General features: G+C 56.6%; 18 protein-coding genes. 12 read left to right on the top strand and 6 right to left on the bottom strand.

Annotation, left to right across the window (positions count from 1 at the left end; all coding sequences use genetic code 11):
- Positions 1-71: 71 nt before the first annotated feature.
- Together gcvP and ACTJKZ_RS13355 are read left to right on the top strand one after the other, a co-directional pair.
- Positions 72-2,945: an aminomethyl-transferring glycine dehydrogenase gene (gcvP, locus tag ACTJKZ_RS13360; RefSeq protein WP_440829713.1), complete on the top strand. Its 2,874-nt coding sequence runs from the start codon at positions 72-74 to the stop codon at positions 2,943-2,945.
- Positions 2,946-3,011: 66 nt separating this feature from the next.
- Positions 3,012-3,755: an SDR family oxidoreductase gene (locus tag ACTJKZ_RS13355; RefSeq protein ID WP_440829712.1), complete on the top strand. Its 744-nt coding sequence runs from the start codon at positions 3,012-3,014 to the stop codon at positions 3,753-3,755.
- A 27-nt stretch (positions 3,756-3,782) separates the two neighbouring features.
- Here the strand turns inward: ACTJKZ_RS13355 and ACTJKZ_RS13350 are convergent, their stop codons facing one another.
- Positions 3,783-5,222: a 6-phospho-beta-glucosidase gene (locus tag ACTJKZ_RS13350; RefSeq protein WP_440829711.1), complete on the bottom strand. Its 1,440-nt coding sequence runs from the start codon at positions 5,220-5,222 to the stop codon at positions 3,783-3,785.
- A gap of 115 nt (positions 5,223-5,337) precedes the next feature.
- Positions 5,338-6,057: a MurR/RpiR family transcriptional regulator gene (locus ACTJKZ_RS13345; protein WP_440829710.1), complete on the bottom strand. Its 720-nt coding sequence runs from the start codon at positions 6,055-6,057 to the stop codon at positions 5,338-5,340.
- Between the two features lie 168 nt (positions 6,058-6,225).
- Here ACTJKZ_RS13345 and trhA point away from each other — a divergent pair, with 168 nt between their 5' ends.
- Positions 6,226-6,891: a PAQR family membrane homeostasis protein TrhA gene (trhA, locus tag ACTJKZ_RS13340; RefSeq protein ID WP_222925016.1), complete on the top strand. Its 666-nt coding sequence runs from the start codon at positions 6,226-6,228 to the stop codon at positions 6,889-6,891.
- Positions 6,892-6,942: 51 nt separating this feature from the next.
- Here trhA and ygfZ read toward each other — a convergent pair whose 3' ends face one another.
- Positions 6,943-7,929 carry a tRNA-modifying protein YgfZ gene (gene ygfZ, locus ACTJKZ_RS13335; protein WP_440829709.1) on the bottom strand — a complete coding sequence of 329 codons (987 nt, stop codon included), beginning with the start codon at positions 7,927-7,929 and terminating at the stop codon, positions 6,943-6,945.
- A gap of 226 nt (positions 7,930-8,155) precedes the next feature.
- Between ygfZ and sdhE the strand changes: the two genes are divergently transcribed.
- Together sdhE and ACTJKZ_RS13325 are read left to right on the top strand one after the other, a co-directional pair.
- Complete coding sequence (sdhE, locus tag ACTJKZ_RS13330) at positions 8,156-8,422, top strand: FAD assembly factor SdhE (RefSeq protein WP_013358937.1); 267 nt, start codon at positions 8,156-8,158, stop codon at positions 8,420-8,422.
- Positions 8,397-8,807, top strand: coding sequence for a protein YgfX (locus ACTJKZ_RS13325; protein ID WP_253419958.1), 411 nt, complete (start codon positions 8,397-8,399; stop codon positions 8,805-8,807). The genes sdhE and ACTJKZ_RS13325 overlap by 26 nt, the downstream gene beginning before the upstream one ends.
- 72 nt (positions 8,808-8,879) lie before the next feature.
- On the opposite strand, the gene fldB is transcribed toward ACTJKZ_RS13325, so the two are convergent.
- Positions 8,880-9,398, bottom strand: a complete 519-nt coding sequence (gene fldB / locus ACTJKZ_RS13320; protein ID WP_161732588.1) for a flavodoxin FldB — start codon at positions 9,396-9,398, stop codon at positions 8,880-8,882.
- Between the two features lie 102 nt (positions 9,399-9,500).
- Here fldB and xerD point away from each other — a divergent pair, with 102 nt between their 5' ends.
- From xerD to ACTJKZ_RS13290, 6 genes are all read left to right on the top strand, one after another.
- A complete protein-coding gene (xerD, locus tag ACTJKZ_RS13315; protein ID WP_161732586.1) occupies positions 9,501-10,394 on the top strand; it encodes a site-specific tyrosine recombinase XerD in 894 nt (297 codons plus the stop codon).
- 22 nt (positions 10,395-10,416) lie between these two features.
- A complete protein-coding gene (gene dsbC / locus ACTJKZ_RS13310) occupies positions 10,417-11,130 on the top strand; it encodes a bifunctional protein-disulfide isomerase/oxidoreductase DsbC (RefSeq protein WP_440829708.1) in 714 nt (237 codons plus the stop codon).
- 3 nt (positions 11,131-11,133) lie between these two features.
- Complete coding sequence (gene recJ / locus ACTJKZ_RS13305) at positions 11,134-12,870, top strand: single-stranded-DNA-specific exonuclease RecJ (RefSeq protein WP_440829707.1); 1,737 nt, start codon at positions 11,134-11,136, stop codon at positions 12,868-12,870.
- A gap of 218 nt (positions 12,871-13,088) precedes the next feature.
- A protein-coding gene (gene prfB, locus ACTJKZ_RS13300) for a peptide chain release factor 2 (protein WP_161732580.1) occupies positions 13,089-14,187 on the top strand; the annotation gives its coding sequence in 2 pieces (ribosomal slippage) (positions 13,089-13,163 and positions 13,165-14,187; 1,098 coding nt in all).
- A gap of 9 nt (positions 14,188-14,196) precedes the next feature.
- Positions 14,197-15,717, top strand: coding sequence for a lysine--tRNA ligase (gene lysS, locus ACTJKZ_RS13295; protein WP_161732578.1), 1,521 nt, complete (start codon positions 14,197-14,199; stop codon positions 15,715-15,717).
- Positions 15,718-15,841: 124 nt separating this feature from the next.
- Positions 15,842-16,351, top strand: a complete 510-nt coding sequence (locus tag ACTJKZ_RS13290; RefSeq protein ID WP_440829706.1) for a cupin domain-containing protein — start codon at positions 15,842-15,844, stop codon at positions 16,349-16,351.
- On the opposite strand, the gene ACTJKZ_RS13285 is transcribed toward ACTJKZ_RS13290, so the two are convergent.
- The gene (locus ACTJKZ_RS13285; RefSeq protein ID WP_253419946.1) at positions 16,333-16,959 is read right to left on the bottom strand and encodes a serine protease; all 627 of its coding nucleotides are present in this window, start codon (positions 16,957-16,959) and stop codon (positions 16,333-16,335) included. The genes ACTJKZ_RS13290 and ACTJKZ_RS13285 overlap by 19 nt on opposite strands.
- Positions 16,960-17,320: 361 nt before the next feature.
- On the opposite strand from ACTJKZ_RS13285, the gene ACTJKZ_RS13280 reads away from it, so the two are divergent.
- A complete protein-coding gene (locus ACTJKZ_RS13280; RefSeq protein ID WP_440829705.1) occupies positions 17,321-18,484 on the top strand; it encodes an MFS transporter in 1,164 nt (387 codons plus the stop codon).
- Here the strand turns inward: ACTJKZ_RS13280 and ACTJKZ_RS13275 are convergent.
- The gene (locus ACTJKZ_RS13275; protein ID WP_161732880.1) at positions 18,481-19,401 is read right to left on the bottom strand and encodes a LysR family transcriptional regulator; all 921 of its coding nucleotides are present in this window, start codon (positions 19,399-19,401) and stop codon (positions 18,481-18,483) included. The genes ACTJKZ_RS13280 and ACTJKZ_RS13275 overlap by 4 nt on opposite strands.
- Positions 19,402-19,448: the final 47 nt, after the last annotated feature.

The following is a 19,448-nucleotide window of genomic DNA, read 5'->3' as shown; positions in this document are numbered from 1 at the left end:
GGCCTCACACAGAGGCCGCAGATTTATGTTTGCTCTCCGGTTCCCCCAGCCCGATTCAGGATTTACTGCTAATGACTCAGACTCTCAGCCAGCTTGAACACAACGGTGCATTCATTGAGCGCCATATCGGTCCTTCACCTGAGCAGCAGGCGCAGATGCTTGACGCGATTGGTGCCCGTTCGCTGGACGCGTTAATCAGCACGATTGTGCCGGCAGACATTCAGCTGCCAGGCCCGCCAGCGGTTGGCGAAGCCGCTACGGAACAGCAGGCGCTGGCCGAACTGAAAGCGATTGCCAGCCAGAATCTGCGTTACAAATCCTGGATCGGTATGGGATACAGCGCGGTGATCACCCCGCCGGTCATCCTGCGTAATATGCTGGAGAATCCGGGCTGGTACACCGCCTATACCCCGTATCAGCCCGAGGTCTCCCAGGGCCGTCTGGAAGCGCTGCTGAACTTCCAGCAGCTGACGCTGGACCTCACCGGCATGGATATTGCCTCCGCGTCACTGCTGGATGAAGCCACTGCTGCTGCCGAAGCGATGGCGATGGCAAAGCGCGTCAGTAAGCTCAAAAACGCCAATAAATTCTTTATTGCCGACGATATTCATCCGCAGACGCTGGATGTGGTCCGCACCCGTGCAGAGACATTTGGCTTCGAACTGATTATCGACAGCGCCGACAAAGCGCCCGATCACGACGACCTGTTTGGTGTGCTGCTGCAACAGGTGGGCACCACCGGCGACGCGCACGATTACAGCGCGCTGATTGCCGGACTGAAAGCTCGTAAAGTGGTGGTCAGCATGGCGGCAGACTTCATGTCGCTGGTATTACTGGAAGCGCCAGGCAAGCAGGGTGCAGACATTGTGTTTGGTTCCGCTCAGCGTTTCGGCGTGCCTATGGGTTATGGCGGCCCTCACGCGGCCTTTTTCGCCAGCCGCGACGAGCATAAACGCTCTATGCCAGGTCGCATCATTGGTGTTTCACGTGATGCGGCGGGCAACACGGCGCTGCGTATGGCGATGCAGACCCGTGAACAACATATCCGCCGTGAAAAGGCCAACTCCAACATCTGTACGTCGCAGGTGCTGCTGGCAAACATCGCCGGTCTCTATGCGGTGTTCCACGGCCCGGCGGGCCTGAAACGCATTGCCTCACGCATTCATCGCCTCACCAACATTCTGGCGGCGGGACTGCAACAGGGTGGCCTGAAGCTGCGCCATCAGCACTGGTTCGACACGCTGACGGTGGAAGTGGCGGATAAAGCCGCCGTGCTGAATCGCGCCCTGAGCTTTGGCGTTAACCTGCGCAGCGACATCCATAACGCCGTTGGCATCACGCTGGATGAAACCACCTGCCGCGACGATATTCTTGCGCTGTTCGCTATTCTGCTGGGTGATGAGCACGGCCAGGATCTGGAAAAGCTCGACAGCGAAGTGGCCAGCGAAAGCCACGCGATTCCGGCTGGCCTGCAACGCCACAGCGAAATCCTGACCCATCCGGTGTTTAACCGTCATCACAGCGAAACTGAGATGATGCGTTACATGCACAGCCTGGAGAAAAAGGATCTCGCGCTGAATCAGGCGATGATCCCGCTGGGCTCCTGCACCATGAAACTCAACGCTGCTGCCGAAATGATCCCGATCACCTGGCCGGAATTTGCGGAGCTGCATCCGTTCTGCCCGGCGGAACAGGCGACCGGCTATCTGCAGATGATCGGCCAGCTGTCGCAGTGGCTGGTGCAGCTCACCGGCTATGATGCGCTCTGTATGCAGCCAAACTCCGGCGCGCAGGGTGAATATGCCGGGCTGCTGGCGATCCGCCGCTATCACGAAAGCCGTGGCGAGGGCGATCGTCATCTCTGCCTGATCCCGAGTTCAGCGCACGGGACTAACCCGGCTTCCGCCCAGATGGCGGGCATGGACGTGGTGGTCGTGGCCTGCGATAAACAGGGCAACATCGACCTTGGCGACCTGCGGGAAAAAGCGGCGCAGGCGGGCGACAAGCTCTCCTGCATCATGGTGACTTATCCCTCCACCCACGGCGTCTATGAAGAGACCATCCGTGAAGTGTGCCAGATTGTGCATCAGTATGGCGGCCAGGTTTATCTGGATGGCGCGAACATGAATGCGCAGGTCGGCATCACCACGCCGGGCTATATTGGCGCGGATGTTTCGCACCTCAACCTGCACAAAACCTTCTGCATACCGCACGGCGGTGGCGGCCCGGGTATGGGACCGATTGGCGTGAAAGCGCACCTGGCACCGTTTGTTCCGGGACACAGCGTGGTACAGATCGACGGTGTACTGACGCAGCAGGGCGCCGTATCCGCAGCGCCGTTTGGCAGCGCCTCTATTTTGCCGATCAGCTGGATGTACATTCGTATGATGGGCGCCGAAGGGCTGAAACAGGCCAGCTCGGTCGCGATTCTGAATGCCAACTATATCGCCAGCCGCCTGCAGTCCGCCTATCCGGTGCTCTACACGGGCCGTGACGGCCGCGTGGCGCACGAATGTATTCTCGACATCCGTCCGCTGAAAGAGCAGACCGGTATCAGTGAGCTGGATATCGCTAAGCGCCTGATTGATTATGGCTTCCACGCGCCGACCATGTCCTTCCCGGTAGCGGGTACGCTGATGGTGGAACCAACCGAGTCCGAGAGCAAAATCGAACTGGATCGCTTTATCGACGCGATGCTGTCGATCCGCATGGAGATTGACCGTATCACGGCAGGTGAGTGGCCGCTCGACGACAACCCTCTGGTCAATGCGCCGCATACCCAGCTGGAAATCGTCAGTGAGTGGTCACATCCTTACAGCCGTGAACTGGCGGTCTTCCCGGCGGGCAGCCACAACAAATACTGGCCGACGGTAAAACGTCTGGATGATGTGTTTGGCGACCGCAATCTGTTCTGCTCATGCGTACCCATGAGCGACTATCAGTAAGCGCCCTGCAGGAAAACATTAACGTTTAAGGGGCGATTCGTCGGCCCTTTTTTCTGGAGAATCCGCATGAAAATGGCGCTGGTTACGGGTGGCAGCCGCGGTATCGGACGGGCCACGTCGCTGTTACTGGCAGCGCAGGGTTATCGTGTTGCGGTGAACTATCGTCAGCGTGAGGCCGAAGCGCAACAGCTGGTGGCGCAGATCCAGCAGCAGGGCGGTGAAGCCTTTGCTGTTCAGGCAGATATCAGTGATGAAGCCCAGGTGATGGCGATGTTTGCGCAACTCGACCAGCAGTCTGTGCCGCTGGCGTTGCTGGTGAACAACGCCGGGATTCTTTTTCAGCAGTGCCGCACCGAGCAACTGGATGCAGCGCGACTGCATAAAGTCTTTGCCACCAATGTTATCGGGACCTTTCTCTGCTGTCGTGAGGCGGTTAAGCGGATGGGCACCCATCATGGCGGTCAGGGCGGTGCGATCGTCAATGTCTCATCGGCCGCATCCCGTACTGGTGCGCCCGGCGAATATGTTGATTACGCCGCCTCAAAAGGGGCGATGGATACGCTGACGAAAGGTTTGTCGCTGGAAGTGGCGCAGCAGGGGATTCGGGTTAATAGCGTACGTCCGGGATTTATCTATACAGAGATGCATGCCGATGGCGGCGAGCCGGACAGGGTAGACAGGCTTGCCAGCGTGATCCCGATGGGACGTGGCGGTGAGGCAGAAGAGGTGGCGCAAGCGATCGTCTGGCTGGCCAGTGACGCGGCCTCTTACGTCACCGGCAGCATCATTGACGCTGCCGGTGGGCGTTAACGGGTTTCGTCTGAGCGAAGTAATGAATCAGAGGTTTTCGCCGTTGCTGGCGATAACCTGCTGATACCAGTCAAAGCTCTTCTTCTTCGCACGAGAAAAATCACCGCTGCCATCATCATTTTTATTCACATGAATAAAGCCGTAACGCTTGTCGTACTGACCGGTAGTGAACGAAACGCAATCCAGGCAGCCCCACGGCGTATAGCCCATTAAATCCACACCATCATATGCCACCGCTTTCTTCATCTCTTCGATGTGCGCACGCAGATAGTCGATACGGTAATCATCTTCAATCAGCCCGTCGGCATTGGGCTTATCGATAGCACCAAAGCCGTTCTCTACAATGAACAGCGGCTTCTGGTAACGCTCGTACATCTCGTTCATGGCATAGCGCAGGCCCACCGGGTCGATCTGCCAGCCCCAGTCTGACGCTTTCACATGCGGGTTTTTCACCACACCTTCAAAGCCGGTAATCGGGTCGTCAACGCCGCTGGCATCGGTCTTCACGGCGTTGCTCATGTAGTAGCTGAAGCCGACATAGTCGGCGCAGCCCTGACGCAGTGTCTCGGCATCGTCCGCTTCCATCTGGATGTCATACCCTTTGCGCGCCCACTCTTTCAGGGTGTAGGCCGGGTAGTAGCCGCGCATTTGCACGTCACTGAACACATAGCGCTGATGCATCGACTCCTGCGCCAGCACGACATCGTCCGGGTGGCAGGAGAACGGATAAACCGGGACCATGGCAATCATGCAGCCAATCTGAAAGTCTGGATTGATATCGTGGCCGAGTTTGACCACTCTGGCGCTGGCAATAAACTGGTGATGCATCACCTGATACATCGCCTGCTCAGGCTTCTCGTGTTCGGTGAAGATCACGCCTGAACAGCAGTAACCAAACAGCGGATACTGCCAGTTACGCTGGTTGTTGATCTCGTTAAAGGTCATCCAGTATTTCACTTTGTTCTTATAGCGATTCATCACCACTTCGCTGAAGCGCACAAAGAAGTCGACCACTTTACGGTTATGCCAGCCGCCATACTCTTTGACCAGGTGATAAGGCATTTCGAAGTGCGAAAGGGTGATGACCGGTTCAATGCCATACTTCAGCAGTTCATCAAACAGATCGTCATAGAATTGCAGGCCCGCTTCGTTGGGCTGCTGCTCATCCCCGTTGGGGAAGATGCGGGTCCAGGCAATGGAGGTGCGGAAGCATTTGAAGCCCATCTCGGCAAACAGCGCGACATCCTGTTTGTAGTGGGAGTAAAACTCCACGCCTTTGTGGTTCGGATAGAAATGGCCAGGCTGCACGCCGTCGGTGATCACCCGGTCAACGCCATGCGAACCGCCGGTCAGCACGTCAGCAATGCTGACGCCTTTGCCGCCCTGATCCCAGCCGCCTTCAACCTGATGCGCTGCCACTGCGCCGCCCCAAAGAAAGCCTTTTGGTAACTGCAATTCTGCACTCATGCTTCACCCTATTGCGAATATTGAAATTGCGCTGAGTGTAGCAAGGAAATAATGAAAGTCACGATATAACAGCGCGCAGAAAATGGCGTTTGTTACATCTGAAAAACAGGCTGTTTTATTTCCCCAGCTGACGGCCTATAGCTTCAATAATATAGGTCACTGGCACCTGAGTCGTAATATCGGTGTTGTCCGCCATGCGGATAATCGGCACGTGATAGCAGAGGTTGAAGTCACCAATCTTCGCCAGTGAGCAGCATTCCGTATTGGTTATCGCAATGATTTTGCACTTATTAATACTAAACTGGCTGGCAATGCGCAGGATCTCTTCGGTTTCGCCTGAGACCGATAAAATAATGGCAATAGCATTTTCATAGAGATCGGGTGCGACCGGATAATAAGGATCGTCAATCGCATGACTGAATTTACCGAGGTTTGAGAAAAAACGCGCGCCATATTTTGCCAGGCTGCCGGAGGTGCCGACGCCAATAAAGAAAATTCGCTCCGCCTGATTAATCTTCTGCGCGGCCTGGGCAATAAGCTGTTCAAACTCCGGGTTATTTATACTCTTAAAAAAGCTCAGCATTTCGCTGACGCCGGCCGTGTTCAGCAGCGGCGCGCTCTGTTGTTCGCTTAAGCGCAGGCGGATGCGGAATTCCGACCAGCCTTCGCAATCCATCTTGCGGCAGAAACGTAGCACGGTAGTAGTAGAGACACCAGCCTGCGCAGCCAGCTCGCGGATCGTCATGTAGCTGACGCCTTCGCGGTGCTTAATGATGAACTGATAGACCTGCATTTCCAGATCGTTAAGACGAGCGAGATCGCGATGCGAAAACATGAATGACTCATAGAACAGTTGACCGGCGGTCAGTTTACCAGATTCAGCATCCGGTTTAACGGATAGCGAAATTCATCAGATAATTTTAGCGTACAGGTGTACACTGAAATCGCTATCATCCCGTCTGGAGAATATTATCACTGCAATTACGCTGTTCAGGACACACTTATGACCCCCACACTTTCTCACAAACAACGACACGCGGCGGACGAGTGGTTCGGCGAAGAAATTGCCAACAGTATCAGTCATGGTCTGGGCTGTCTCTTCGGCATCGTCGGACTGGTGCTGATGCTCAATCAGGCAACGGAGAGGCAGGCTGACACCGTCACTTTTATCAGTTATAGCCTCTATGGTGGCAGCATGATCCTGCTGTTTCTGGCCTCGACGCTTTATCACGCTATTCCGGCTGGCCCGGCCAGGCCCTGGCTGAAAAAGTTTGATCACTGCGCCATTTATCTGCTGATTGCCGGCACCTATACGCCGTTTCTGCTGGTCGGGCTGAGAACGCCGCTGGCGTATGGATTAATGGCGGTCATCTGGGGGCTGGCACTGACGGGTATTCTGTTCAAGCTCACGATTGCGCATCGCTTCAAAGCGCTGTCGCTGGTGACCTATCTTTGTATGGGGTGGTTGTCGCTGATTGTGGTTTATCAGCTGGCGATGATCCTGCCTGCGGGCTGCATCTGGTTGCTGGCCGCAGGCGGAATTATCTATTCGCTGGGCGTGATCTTCTACGTGGCGCGCCGCATTCCCTATAACCATGCCATCTGGCATTTGTTCGTGCTGGGCGGCAGTCTCTGCCACTTCTGCGCTATCTACTTTTATGTGCGCTGATCTGAATTGCAGCACTGGCCCTTCCCTTAACGGAAGGGCCATTTGGCGGAATCAGCTCTCATCCAGTGAGTAGGGCAGCGGCTGAATGGTCAGATGGCCGCCTTCATCACCTTCAACCCGCAGCACGCTATCCGGCTCCAGATCGTTATTCAGCACCACCTGAATCCAGCTGATGCCGTCATCTAATTGCAACGCAGCCAGCACGCTGCCGGTCCGACGCCAGCGATCACCCATCTGCAACTCCAGCGGGGCATTGGCTTCCGGCAGATGACTGGCCTGACCCGCCAGCCAGTAAAGCGCGCGTTTATTGGCACCGCGATATTTCGCCCTCGCGACCATCTCCTGACCGGCATAGCAGCCCTTTTTAAAGCTGATGGCATCCAGAGCCTGCAGGTTAGTGGCCTGGGGAATAAACTGCACGCTGGTGGCCGGATCGATCACCGGAATGCCCGCTTCAATCTCCAGCGCCAGCCACTGCTGACTGTCATTGAACTGTGCATCATCGTTGAGCTTCTGCTTCAGCGCTTCTGCCTGAGACAGCGAAGTGACAATCAGAAAACGCTCGGCCGGATGGGCAAACCATAGCAGCGTCGTTTCGCCCTGCTGTACCACCGGTTTCTCGCTGTCGGGCAGGCTATCAAACAGATTCGCCAGCGCAGCGCGCGCCTGAAAACCGGCAACGCCCAGCAGAACGGACTCATCGTCAGCCGCCATCGTCACTTTCGAAAACACGGCGTATTTCTTTAACTCAGTCAACTGGGTGTCGCGCAGTTCACGGCGGATCAAATAGGCATAGCCTTCGCCGCGATGGAACAGGCGCATATTGCTCCACATTTTGCCTTTAGCATCACAGTGTGCGGCGGGCGAATGGTGGTCTGCATCCAGCGCCGCGACATCCAGCGTTAACTGACCCTGCAGGTAAGCGGTGCTGTCGGCACCGGTAACGGAGACCAGCGCCCAGCTATCCAGTGACATCAGGGTTAGCGGCAGACGAGACGACGCGGCAGGCTGGCGCGGCGGTAAAGTAAAAGTGGGCATGGAGATATCCTGTGTAAGAAGGTTCATCCGGAATGTTGTCTTCAATGTTAAAAGAGCCGACTGGCAATGCAACCTGTTTACGGAAAACGGCGCACAAAAGGCGTGATAACCCTGAAAAAATCCAGCCTGAAATGTGGCAGGTTGCACAGCCTGCGACGCTGTACCTGCGAGCCGCAGTAAACCAGGTTACACTAGCGGCCACGTTGAGAATTGTGGAAATTGACGCATGGATATTAATGATAAATCACGTATTCAGTGGGCCTGCCGTCGCGGCATGCTGGAGCTGGATGTGGCGATTATGCCGTTCTTCAAATTTGAGTATGACACGCTGAACGACACCGATAAGCAGGTCTTTGTTGCCCTGTTGAAGAGTGACGATCCCGATCTGTTTAACTGGCTGATGAACCACGGTGAGCCAGCCGATCCGGAGCTTAAGCGGATGGTAAAACTGATCCAGCAGCGTAACCATGACCGCGGCCCGGTGGCAATGTAAGCTGCGACCCTCTCGCCTGGCGTGCGGATGTCTGTGCGCCTGGCTGGTGGCTGCCGTTCCTGGTGTAATGCTGATGACGCTGCCTGTGAGCGGCTGGCTGATTAAAACGCCGGTTATTCTGCTGATGCTGGCTGAGGGCTGGCGCAGCGTTCGGCGATTAATTCAGCGGCACGGTACGTTACAGCGGGAAAGCGTTCATTGCTGGATCTGGCAGGGAAAACGCTGGCGGCCAACCCAGCCGCTGCGCTGGTTGCCGATTGGCGTGCTGCTGGTGGCAAAGAGCGAACAGGGTGCCACGCTGCGCTGGTGGCTGATGCGGGACAATATGCAGCCTGGCGAATGGCGGGCGTTGCGCGCCTGCTGTTTCAGCAAAGCGCGGCATTAACGGCAGCAGGCCAGGCAATCATCGTCTGCTGGCGCCTGGGTTCGACAACAGCAAACCAGCGCGCCTGACCGGTCAGAGTCGTGCAGCGGTTTCGGTCAGCACCTGCTCGCACCACTGCTCAACGCGCTCGTCGGTGACCTCGAACTGATTCACATCATCCAGCGCCAGACCTACAAACTGCGAGCCATCGGCACTCAGCGGTTTCGGGCTGGTGAACTCATAGCCCTCAAGCGGCCAGTACCCGACAAAATGCACGCCCATTGGCTGCAGCAAATCGTGCAGCATGCCGAGCGCATCTAAAAACCACTCGCCATAGCCAATCTGATCGCCCATGCCATAGAGCGCGACAATCTTGTTTTGCAGATTCAGTGCGGGCAACTGCGGCCAGATCGCCTCCCAGTCCTCCTGCAACTCACCGAAATCCCAGGTCGGGATGCCCATGATCAGCAAATCGTACTGCTCCATCAGGCGCGGGTCGTCATCTTTGACGTTATGAAGCGTCACTAACTCTTCGCCAATAAAATCGCGAATTTTCTCCGCTACGATTTCGGTGTAACAGGTACTGGAACCGTAAAAAAGACCGATTTTCATGCAGATAACACTCTGTAAATACTGACTTTGGCGCAATTGTACCAGAAGCGCTGCTGAATCAGGCATAATGAGCATGATTTTACACCAGACGGCGGAGATAACGTGCAGGACAGCGATCTGACAGAACAGTTTCTTGATGCGCTCTGGATTGAACGCAATCTGGCGCAGAATACTCTCTCCTCTTATCGTCAGGATCTTCAGACGCTGACCGGCTGGCTGGCGCATCGCCAGCTGACGCTGCTCAGCGTGACGCCGCTGGATCTGCAGCAGTTTCTTGCTGAACGGCTGGAGGGCGGCTACAAGGCGACCAGTTCAGCGCGGCTGCTCAGCGCCATGCGTCGCCTGTTCCAGTATCTTTATCGCGAAAAGCTGCGCCCGGACGATCCCAGCGCGCTGCTCTCTGCACCAAAACTGCCGCAGCGTCTGCCGAAAGATCTCAGTGAAGCCCAGGTTGAACGGCTGTTGCAGGCACCGGATACCAACATCCCGCTGGAGCTGCGCGACAAGGCGATGCTGGAGGTGCTCTATGCCACCGGCCTGCGCGTCTCTGAACTGACTGGACTGACGCTCAGCGACATCAGCCTGCGACAGGGCGTTGTGCGGGTTATCGGTAAAGGGGATAAAGAGCGGCTGGTGCCGTTAGGTGAAGAAGCGGTTTACTGGCTGGAGCAATATATGGAACATGGTCGCCCATGGCTGCTCAACGGGCAGACGCTGGACGTGATGTTTCCCAGTAACCGGGCACAGCAGATGACGCGCCAGACCTTCTGGCATCGCATCAAGCACTACGCCACGCTGGCGGGCATTGATAGCGAAAAGTTATCGCCGCATGTGATGCGTCACGCCTTTGCGACCCATCTGCTGAACCACGGCGCGGATCTGCGTGTCGTACAGATGCTGCTGGGACATAGCGATCTCTCCACCACCCAGATTTATACGCACGTCGCCACTGAGCGCCTGCGTCAGTTACATCAACAACACCATCCGCGAGCCTGATTCGCGGGCATAAAGGATAAAAATGAACAAGCATTTTGCCATGCTGGCCCTGTTAGCCAGCGCCTTTTCCGGTCTGGCACAGGCCGATGACAGCGCCATTCAGCAATCCCTTAAAAAGCTCGGTCTGAACCAGACGGAGATCAGCCCGTCACCGCTGCCGGGTTTTAAAACCGTGCTGTCGGAAAGCGGCGTGCTCTACGTGACCGATGACGGCAAACATATGATTCAGGGCCCGCTCTATGATGTCAGCGGCAAACAGCCGGTCAACGTCACCAACCAGCTGCTGGACAAAAAAGTCGAGGCGCTGGTGCCGGAAATGATCGTCTACAAAGCGCCAAAAGAGCAGCACGTGATCACGGTCTTCACCGATATCACCTGTGGCTACTGTCACAAGCTGCACGAGCAGATGGCGGACTACAATGCGCTGGGCATTACCGTGCGCTACCTGGCGTTTCCGCGTGAAGGGCTGAATGGTCAGATCGCACTGGCGATGAAAGCGATCTGGTGCAGCGCTGACCGTAATAAAGTGTTCGACGAGGCGATGAAAGGTAATGCGCCGAAGATGGCCGCGCCGGACAGCTGCAAAATTGATATTGCTCAGCACTACAAACTGGGTGTGCTTTTCGGCATTCAGGGCACGCCCGCAATGCTGACCGACACCGGCATGATGATACCGGGTTATCAGTCGCCGCAGGAGCTGAAGCAGGTGCTGGACAATCAGAAGCGTGGTGGTTAATCGGTGGTAAAACAGGATGTAGAACTCCGTCGCCGTGAGGTGACGGTTGACGATGCGCTACCGGCCACGCTGCCGCCGCTGCTGAAACGACTTTATCTGCAACGCGGCGTGTGTGACGCTGCGGAGCTGGAGCGCGGTGCAAAAAACCTGCTGCCCTATCAGTCCTTAAGCGGGATTGAGAGCGCCGTAGAGCTGCTGCACCAGGCGCTGCTGGATGGGCGTCGCATTATGGTAGTGGGCGACTTTGATGCCGATGGCGCAACCAGTACCGCGCTGACGGTGATGGCGCTGCGCAGCATGGGTGGCGGCAACGTGCAGTATCTGGTGCCTAACCGCTTTGAAGATGGTTATGGCCTCAGTCCGGAAGTGGTTGAGCAGGCGCGCGCGCGTGGTGCCGCAATGATTCTGACGGTCGATAACGGCATCTCCTCTCATGCCGGTGTGGAGTGCGCGCATCAGCACGGTATTCCGGTGCTGATTACCGACCACCATCTGCCGGGCGAAACCCTGCCGGCCGCTGAGGCGATCGTGAATCCCAATCTGCCGGACTGCAACTTTCCTTCACGCGCGCTGGCAGGCGTGGGCGTTGCGTTCTATCTGATGCTGGCGCTGCGCGCCCATCTGCGTACCCAGGGCTGGTTTGGCGCTACCCGCACTGAACCGAATCTGGCAGAGATGCTGGATCTGGTCGCGCTCGGCACGGTTGCTGATGTGGTGCCGCTCGACGTTAATAACCGCATTCTGGTGTGGCAGGGGCTCAGCCGCATCCGGGCCGGAAAATGTCGGCCAGGCATCCGGGCGCTGCTGGAAATTGCGAATCGCGATGCCCGTCAGCTGGCGGCCAGCGATCTCGGCTTTGCGCTGGGGCCACGGCTCAACGCCGCAGGCCGCCTCGACGATATGTCGGTGGGCGTGGCGCTGTTAATGACCGACGATCTTAGCCAGGCGCGCATGCTGGCCAGTGAGCTGGATGCGCTGAACCAGACGCGCAAAGAGATAGAGCAGGGCATGCAGAGTGAAGCGCTGGCGCTGTGTCAGGCGCTGGAGCGTGAACAGAGCGATCTGCCGCTGGGACTGGCCTTCTATCATCCCGAATGGCATCAGGGCGTGGTGGGCATTCTCGCCTCTCGTCTGAAAGAGCGTTTCCATCGTCCGGTCATTGCCTTTGCGCCCGCGGGCGACGGCACGCTGAAAGGCTCGGGCCGCTCGATTGCCGGTCTGCATCTGCGCGATGCGCTGGAGCGCCTGGACACGCTGAATCCCGGCCTGATGCTGAAGTTCGGTGGTCACGCCATGGCGGCCGGTTTATCACTGGAAACCGCACGCTACGAGGAGTTTCGTCAGCGCTTTGCCGATCTGGTCGGTGAGTGGCTGGATGGCGAATCTCTGCAGGGCATCATCTGGTCTGATGGCGCGTTACAGCCGCAGGAGTTTTCGCTGCAGACCGCTGAGATGCTGCGCGAAGCCGGTCCCTGGGGCCAGGCGTTCCCGGAACCCGCTTTTGACGGCAAATTTAAGCTGCTGCAACAGCGGCTGGTGGGCGAGCGACATCTGAAGGTGATGGTCGAACCGCTGGACGGCGGTCCGCTGATTGACGGAATCGCCTTTAATGTCGATACCACGCTGTGGCCCGACAGCAGCATTCGTCAGGTCGAGCTGGCCTATAAGCTGGATATCAATGAGTATCGTGGTAACCGCTCGGTGCAGCTGATCATTGACCATCTCTGGCCGCTGAACTGAGTTAAACAGGTCACGCGCGTCTCCGGCCACGGCAGAGGCGCGACAGCCTGATTATCCCCGGCGTTAACCTGCCGCGCGCGGGGATGCCACGTAAATGCGACACATCACGCAACCCCGGCATCCGCCCGCTGTCTCAGCGCTACAATCTGCCGCCAGTTTCGGGTAAACTTGTGCGTTAATTTTCCTGTCCCATCGAACATAAGAAAGACGCTAAAGCCATGTTTGAAATCAACCCGGTCAAAAACCGTATTCAGGACCTCAGTGAGCGCAGCGACGTTCTTCGGGGGTATCTTTGACTACGATGCCAAGAAAGAACGCCTCGAAGAAGTAAACGCCGAGCTGGAACAGCCCGATGTCTGGAACGAACCTGAGCGTGCTCAGGCGCTGGGCAAAGAGCGCGCCTCGCTGGAAGCGATCGTGCAGACGCTGGATCAGATGTCGCAGGGCCTGGAAGATGTGCAGGGTCTGCTTGAACTGGCGGTAGAAGCGGAAGACGAAGAGACTTTCGACGAAGCGGTTGCCGAGCTGGATGTCCTTGAGGGCAAGCTGGGCGAACTGGAATTCCGCCGCATGTTCTCTGGTGAGTATGACAGCGCCGACTGCTACATCGATCTGCAGGCGGGTTCCGGCGGCACCGAAGCGCAGGACTGGGCCAGCATGCTGATGCGTATGTATCTGCGTTGGGCCGAAGCCAAAGGCTTCAAAACCGAAATTATCGAAGAGTCTGAAGGTGAAGTTGCAGGCATTAAATCTGTGACTATTCGCGTGTCAGGCGACTACGCCTTTGGCTGGTTGCGCACCGAAACGGGCGTGCATCGACTGGTGCGTAAGAGCCCGTTTGACTCCGGCGGTCGTCGTCACACCTCATTCAGCTCCGCCTTTATCTACCCGGAAGTGGATGACGATATTGATATCGACATCAACCCGGCCGATCTGCGCATTGACGTCTATCGTGCGTCAGGGGCGGGCGGCCAGCACGTTAACCGGACGGAATCTGCGGTACGTATTACCCATATTCCAACCGGTACCGTCACCCAGTGTCAGAATGACCGTTCTCAGCACAAGAACAAAGATCAGGCGATGAAGCAGATGAAAGCGAAGCTGTACGAGCTTGAGATGCAGAAGAAAAATGCTGAGAAACAGGCGCTGGAGGACAACAAGTCCGACATCGGCTGGGGAAGTCAGATCCGTTCTTACGTTCTCGATGATGCACGCATCAAAGATCTGCGCACCGGCGTAGAGACGCGTAACACCCAGGCGGTGCTGGACGGCGACCTGGATCGATTCATTGAAGCTAGTTTAAAAGCAGGGTTATAAGGAACCGACATGTCTGAACAACAACCGCAGAGCGCTGATGCCGCCGTTGAGTTAAATAACGAACTGAAAGCGCGTCGCGAAAAGCTGAGCGTGCTGCGTGCAAATGGCGTGGCGTTTCCTAACGATTTTCGTCGTGACAGTCTCTCAAACCAGCTGCATGAGAGCTATGGCGAGAAGAGCAACGAAGAGCTTGAAGAGCTGGGTATCGAAGTCAGCGTTGCCGGACGCATGATGACCCGTCGTATCATGGGTAAAGCCTCTTTCGTGACCCTGCAGGATGTGGGTGGCCGGATTCAGCTTTACGTCTCGCGTGACGATCTGGCTGAAGGCATCTACAACGAGCAGTTCAAAAAGTGGGATCTCGGCGATATCCTGGGCGCGCGCGGCAAACTGTTCAAAACCAAAACCGGCGAACTGTCGATTCACTGTTCTGAACTGCGCCTGCTGACCAAAGCACTGCGTCCGCTGCCGGACAAGTTCCACGGCCTGGCCGATCAGGAAACGCGCTACCGTCAGCGTTACCTTGATCTCATCGCCAACGAGGAGTCGCGTAACACCTTCAGAATTCGTTCGCAGATCATGGCTGGTATTCGCCAGTTCATGGTGGGCCGCGACTTTATGGAAGTGGAAACCCCGATGATGCAGGTGATCCCCGGCGGCGCGTCTGCGCGTCCGTTCATCACCCACCACAATGCGCTGGATATCGACATGTATCTGCGTATTGCGCCAGAGCTTTATCTGAAGCGTCTGGTGGTGGGTGGCTTCGATCGCGTGTTCGAGATCAACCGTAACTTCCGTAACGAAGGTATTTCGCCACGTCATAACCCTGAGTTCACCATGATGGAACTCTATATGGCCTATGCGGATTACAAAGATCTGATCGAGCTGACCGAAAGCCTGTTCCGTACGCTGGCGCAGGACGTGCTGGGCAGCACCGTAGTGCCTTACGGCGAGCAGGAGTTTGATTTCGGCAAGCCGTTTGAAAAACTGACCATGCGTGAAGCGATCAAGAAATACCGTCCGGAAACGGATCTGGCCGATCTGGAAGACTTCGATAAAGCCGTGGCGATTGCACAATCCCTGCATATTAAAGTGGAGAAGAGCTGGGGTCTGGGCCGTGTCGTAACCGAGATCTTTGAAGAGACGGCAGAAGCGCATCTGATTCAGCCGACCTTTATTACCGAATATCCGGCTGAAGTCTCGCCGCTGGCCCGTCGCAATGACGAGAACCCGGAAATCACCGATCGCTTTGAGTTCTTCATTGGCGGTCGTGAAATCGGTAACGGTTTCTCCGAGCTGAACGATGCGGAAGATCAGGCTGAGCGTTTCCTGCAGCAGGTAAATGCCAAAGATGCGGGTGATGACGAAGCGATGTTCTATGACGAAGACTATGTCACCGCGCTGGAACATGGTCTGCCGCCAACTGCCGGTCTGGGCATCGGTATTGACCGCATGGTGATGCTGTTTACCAACAGCCACACTATCCGCGATGTGATTCTGTTCCCGGCACTGCGTCCAGGCAGCAAGTAAGTTTGACTGTTCTCAGAAAAGGCCGGGGCATCCCGGCCTTTTTTATGTCTGCTGTTCGCCTCGCCATGCTTGAGTCATGCCGCTCCCTCTGCCAGGCTGAATGTCTCAACCTGGAGCAACCATCATGACACAACGTCCCGACTGTATTCGCCACTGGCAAGCGCTTGAAGGCGAAGATAACGAACATTATGCTGACAGCGATGAGCGCATGTCGATTGGTGCGCCACTGGCTAAGTTGCTGGGATTAACCCGCCTTGGCATTCACCATGAAAGGCTCTTGCCCGGACGCCGCATGTCTTATCCCCACGCGGAGAGCGCAGAAGAAGAGTTCATTTTTGTGCTTGAAGGTCATCCTGACGCCTGGATCAACGGCGAGCTGTACCCGTTGTCGCCGGGCGATGCAGTGGCTTTTCCGGCGGGCACTGGCATTTGCCACACCTTTATCAATAACAGCGAGCACGAGGCACGCTTTTTAGTGGTGGGGGAGACCAGCAAGCCTGAAAATCGTATTACTTATCCTCTTAACCCGGAATACGAAGCAACCCGTAAAGACAGATGGCTGAATCCGCCCGAACATCCTATGGGTAACCATCCCGGTTTGCCCGACAAAAAATCTCAGGATTTAATCGCCTGAGCCAGCCATGTCTGAAATCGCGAGTAAGGCACATAGAGCGCAACGTTCTTATAAAGTGTTTTACCGCTGGCATTGTCGTTGATGTCATTGCTGTAGCCGATAATCACGCCCGCCAGCGTATCATCAGAGGCGTTATAGACTGCGCCGCCCGACATCCCTTTCACCACACCTGCATTCGCCGCCACGACGACGCAGTCCGGCTTGTTCCAGCGGTTTGCCAGCGTGGTATTAATCAGGTTTTGTCCGCTGGAGCTGACCGGCATGGCCGAAATGAAACTGTAGCCGTAGAGATTCACCTGGTCGCCGATATGGCTGTTGCGGAAGCTGGGTGGAAGGTTTATTTCACTGTTTTTGTGGTAGACCACCGCCAGATCGCATTGCGGATGCCAGGCTTTGACGCGATAAAGCGAAAACTTCGCCACGTGCGCGGCGGTCAGGCTGTACTCCGGCGTCAGCGGGATAGTGGTTCCAAGCGTGCCAAAACCCAGCACGGTGGGAATGCCGGTCACGGTCATATCAACCCGTTTTTCAGCTTCTTTACTGTACTCATAATGACCTACCGAACAGCCGGTTAAGCCAAAAACCATAAAGGCTATGAGTCGTTGCATTCTCTCTCCCTGCGTCAGAAGTTGATCACATCACCTGGCAATTGATTAGGGATATATCGGCAACGTTAAGGATTTATTAATTAAATACGCACTAAAAAGCGTAACGGTTTCGCGGGAAATGACAACCTGACCCTGGGTCATGCGCGCTTTAACGGGCTTAGCCAGAAGGCTGACAAAGCCATTTGTTCCGAAAAAGCAGCAGGATTATTGCGGCCCCGGCAATAATCCTTTGCTGCGCGCAGGCTATGTCGCGCATCAGCACTGTGCTGTAATGCTCACCGTGACGCAGATCAAATTTTAATAAGCGTCGTGGGGCTGCGCGTCTGTGCAGTTCACCTGCAAATGATATTGGGAGAGTGTTATGCCTGTAGCATTAATGGCGCTGGCGTTGAGTGCGTTCGCCATCGGAACCACGGAGTTTGTCATTATGGGATTGCTGCCGGAGGTGGCGCGTGACCTTCAGGTGTCAATTCCGTCGGCGGGCTGGCTGATCAGCGGCTACGCGCTGGGCGTGGCGATTGGTGCGCCGATTATGGCGCTGCTCACCGCCAGGCTGCCGCGTAAAAAAACGCTGATTCTGCTGATGGTGATATTTATTGTCGGCAACCTGCTGTGTGCGCTGGCTTACAACTATAACCTGCTGATGCTGGCACGCATCGTCACCGCGCTTTGTCACGGTGCCTTCTTCGGTATTGGCGCGGTGGTCGCCGCCAGTCTGGTGCCAGCCGGTCGTCAGGCTTCCGCTGTCGCACTGATGTTCACCGGACTGACCTTAGCCAACGTGCTGGGCGTTCCGCTGGGAACCAGTTTCGGACAGATGTTTGGCTGGCGCGCCACGTTCTGGGGCGTGGCTGTGATCGGCGTGCTGGCGTTTATCGCCCTGATCGTGAGTCTGCCGAACAATAAAGAGGAGAAGCCGGTTCATCTGGCGAGTGAAATCGGTGCGCTGGCCAACGGGAAACTCTGGCTCTCGCTGCTGATGACGGTGTTCTTTGCCGCGGCGATGTTTGCACTGTTCAGCTACATTGCGCCGCTGCTGTTAGAGGTAACGGGCATCAGCGATCGGGGTGTCAGCTGGACGCTGTTCCTGATTGGCGCAGGCCTGACGGTCGGTAACATTCTTGGCGGCAAACTGGCCGACTGGAAAGTCTCTTTTAGTCTGATCCTCAGCTTCTCCCTGATCGCCAGCTTCTCGTTGCTGTTCAGCTGGACCAGCCATGCGTTGTGGCTGGCGGAGATCACCCTGTTCCTGTGGGCGATGGCGACCTTTGCGACGGTACCGGGTCTGCAGATCAACGTGGTCCGTCACGGTAAAGAGGCGCCGAACCTGGTCTCAACCCTGAACATTTCGGCATTTAACGTCGGTAATGCGCTGGGTGCCTGGGTCGGCGGTGCGGTGATTGGCCGTGGATATGGCCTGACGGCGGTGCCGGTTGCTGCCGCTGCGCTGGCGGCAATTGGCCTGCTGATCTGTCTGATCACCTTCCGCAAATCGGGCCGCGCAGCCGCCAAGGTTCGCGCTTAAGCCAGGCGGGCGTCGATGCGTGCCGGAAAGTCAGCCACCTGCCGTTGCAGATGGCTGACAAAAGCATCGACCAGCGCCGACGCAGGGCGGTGCTGCGGCCTCACCAGGCTGACGGTAAAGGGTACCGCCACGCTGAACTTACGCATCACCACACCGCTGTCGGCGTAATCCAGCGCCGTCAGCGGATTCACAATCGAAATGCCCACGCCCGCTCTGACCATGGCGCACACCGAAGCGGCGCTGTGCGTCTCCATCACCAGCCGCCGTTCGACGCCCTGCTCATGAAACAGCGCATCCAGCAACTGACGATAACTGTCACTGCGCGACAGGCTGACATACTGTTCGCCCGCAAAATCGTGCGGTGTCAGTTCTGCACGCTGACTCAGAGGATGATGCTGTGGCAACACGCACACTTCATCACAGGTCAGCAGGGCGAGGCGGTCAGTCCCGGCCGGCGCGTGCTGGGTTTCGGTTAAGCCGATATCATAGCGCTGGGCTGACAGCCACTCCTCCAGCAGCGGCGACTCCTGAGGAATCACATTCAGGCTCACATCCGGGTAGCGCTGTAAAAAGGGCTGACACAGTGGTGGCAGCAGCGACTGCGAAAAAACGGGCAGGCAGGCGATCGACAGCTCACCCTGACGGAACTGGCGCAGCCCTTCAGCCGCTTCCATGATGCGATCCAGGCCGTACCAGGATCGCTGCACCTCTTCAAACAGACGTAATCCCTGCACCGTCGGTTGCAGGCGACCACGAACCCGTCCGAACAACTCTAATCCCAGCTGCTGCTCCAGGCGTGCCAGCTCCCGGCTCACCGTCGGCTGTGAGGTATGCAGTAGCGTTGCAGCCTGGGTCAGGTTGCCGCTGGTCATCACCGCATGAAAGATCTCAATATGCCGCCAGTTAATGTTTGCCACGCCGCCTTCCTATATCCATTGTGAATAGATGCTATTAAAACAGATAT

It is taken from the genome of Pantoea sp. 22096 (assembly GCF_052045955.1).
GTDB lineage: Bacteria > Pseudomonadota > Gammaproteobacteria > Enterobacterales > Enterobacteriaceae > Pantoea > Pantoea alfalfae.
The sequence above is the reverse complement of the archived record's forward strand: the minus strand, read 5'-3'. Positions and strand labels throughout refer to the sequence as shown.

Bases quoted from the DNA above. Each gene is read 5' to 3' on its own strand.
- gcvP (WP_440829713.1), top strand. From the start codon at position 72: ATGACTCAGACTCTCAGCCAGCTTGAACACAACGGTGCATTCATTGAG.
- ACTJKZ_RS13355 (WP_440829712.1), top strand. From the start codon at position 3,012: ATGAAAATGGCGCTGGTTACGGGTGGCAGCCGCGGTATCGGACGGGCC.
- ACTJKZ_RS13350 (WP_440829711.1), bottom strand. From the start codon at position 5,222: ATGAGTGCAGAATTGCAGTTACCAAAAGGCTTTCTTTGGGGCGGCGCA.
- ACTJKZ_RS13345 (WP_440829710.1), bottom strand. From the start codon at position 6,057: ATGTTTTCGCATCGCGATCTCGCTCGTCTTAACGATCTGGAAATGCAG.
- trhA (WP_222925016.1), top strand. From the start codon at position 6,226: ATGACCCCCACACTTTCTCACAAACAACGACACGCGGCGGACGAGTGG.
- ygfZ (WP_440829709.1), bottom strand. From the start codon at position 7,929: ATGCCCACTTTTACTTTACCGCCGCGCCAGCCTGCCGCGTCGTCTCGT.
- sdhE (WP_013358937.1), top strand. From the start codon at position 8,156: ATGGATATTAATGATAAATCACGTATTCAGTGGGCCTGCCGTCGCGGC.
- ACTJKZ_RS13325 (WP_253419958.1), top strand. From the start codon at position 8,397: ATGACCGCGGCCCGGTGGCAATGTAAGCTGCGACCCTCTCGCCTGGCG.
- fldB (WP_161732588.1), bottom strand. From the start codon at position 9,398: ATGAAAATCGGTCTTTTTTACGGTTCCAGTACCTGTTACACCGAAATC.
- dsbC (WP_440829708.1), top strand. From the start codon at position 10,417: ATGAACAAGCATTTTGCCATGCTGGCCCTGTTAGCCAGCGCCTTTTCC.
- lysS (WP_161732578.1), top strand. From the start codon at position 14,197: ATGTCTGAACAACAACCGCAGAGCGCTGATGCCGCCGTTGAGTTAAAT.
- ACTJKZ_RS13290 (WP_440829706.1), top strand. From the start codon at position 15,842: ATGACACAACGTCCCGACTGTATTCGCCACTGGCAAGCGCTTGAAGGC.
- ACTJKZ_RS13285 (WP_253419946.1), bottom strand. From the start codon at position 16,959: ATGCAACGACTCATAGCCTTTATGGTTTTTGGCTTAACCGGCTGTTCG.
- ACTJKZ_RS13280 (WP_440829705.1), top strand. From the start codon at position 17,321: ATGCCTGTAGCATTAATGGCGCTGGCGTTGAGTGCGTTCGCCATCGGA.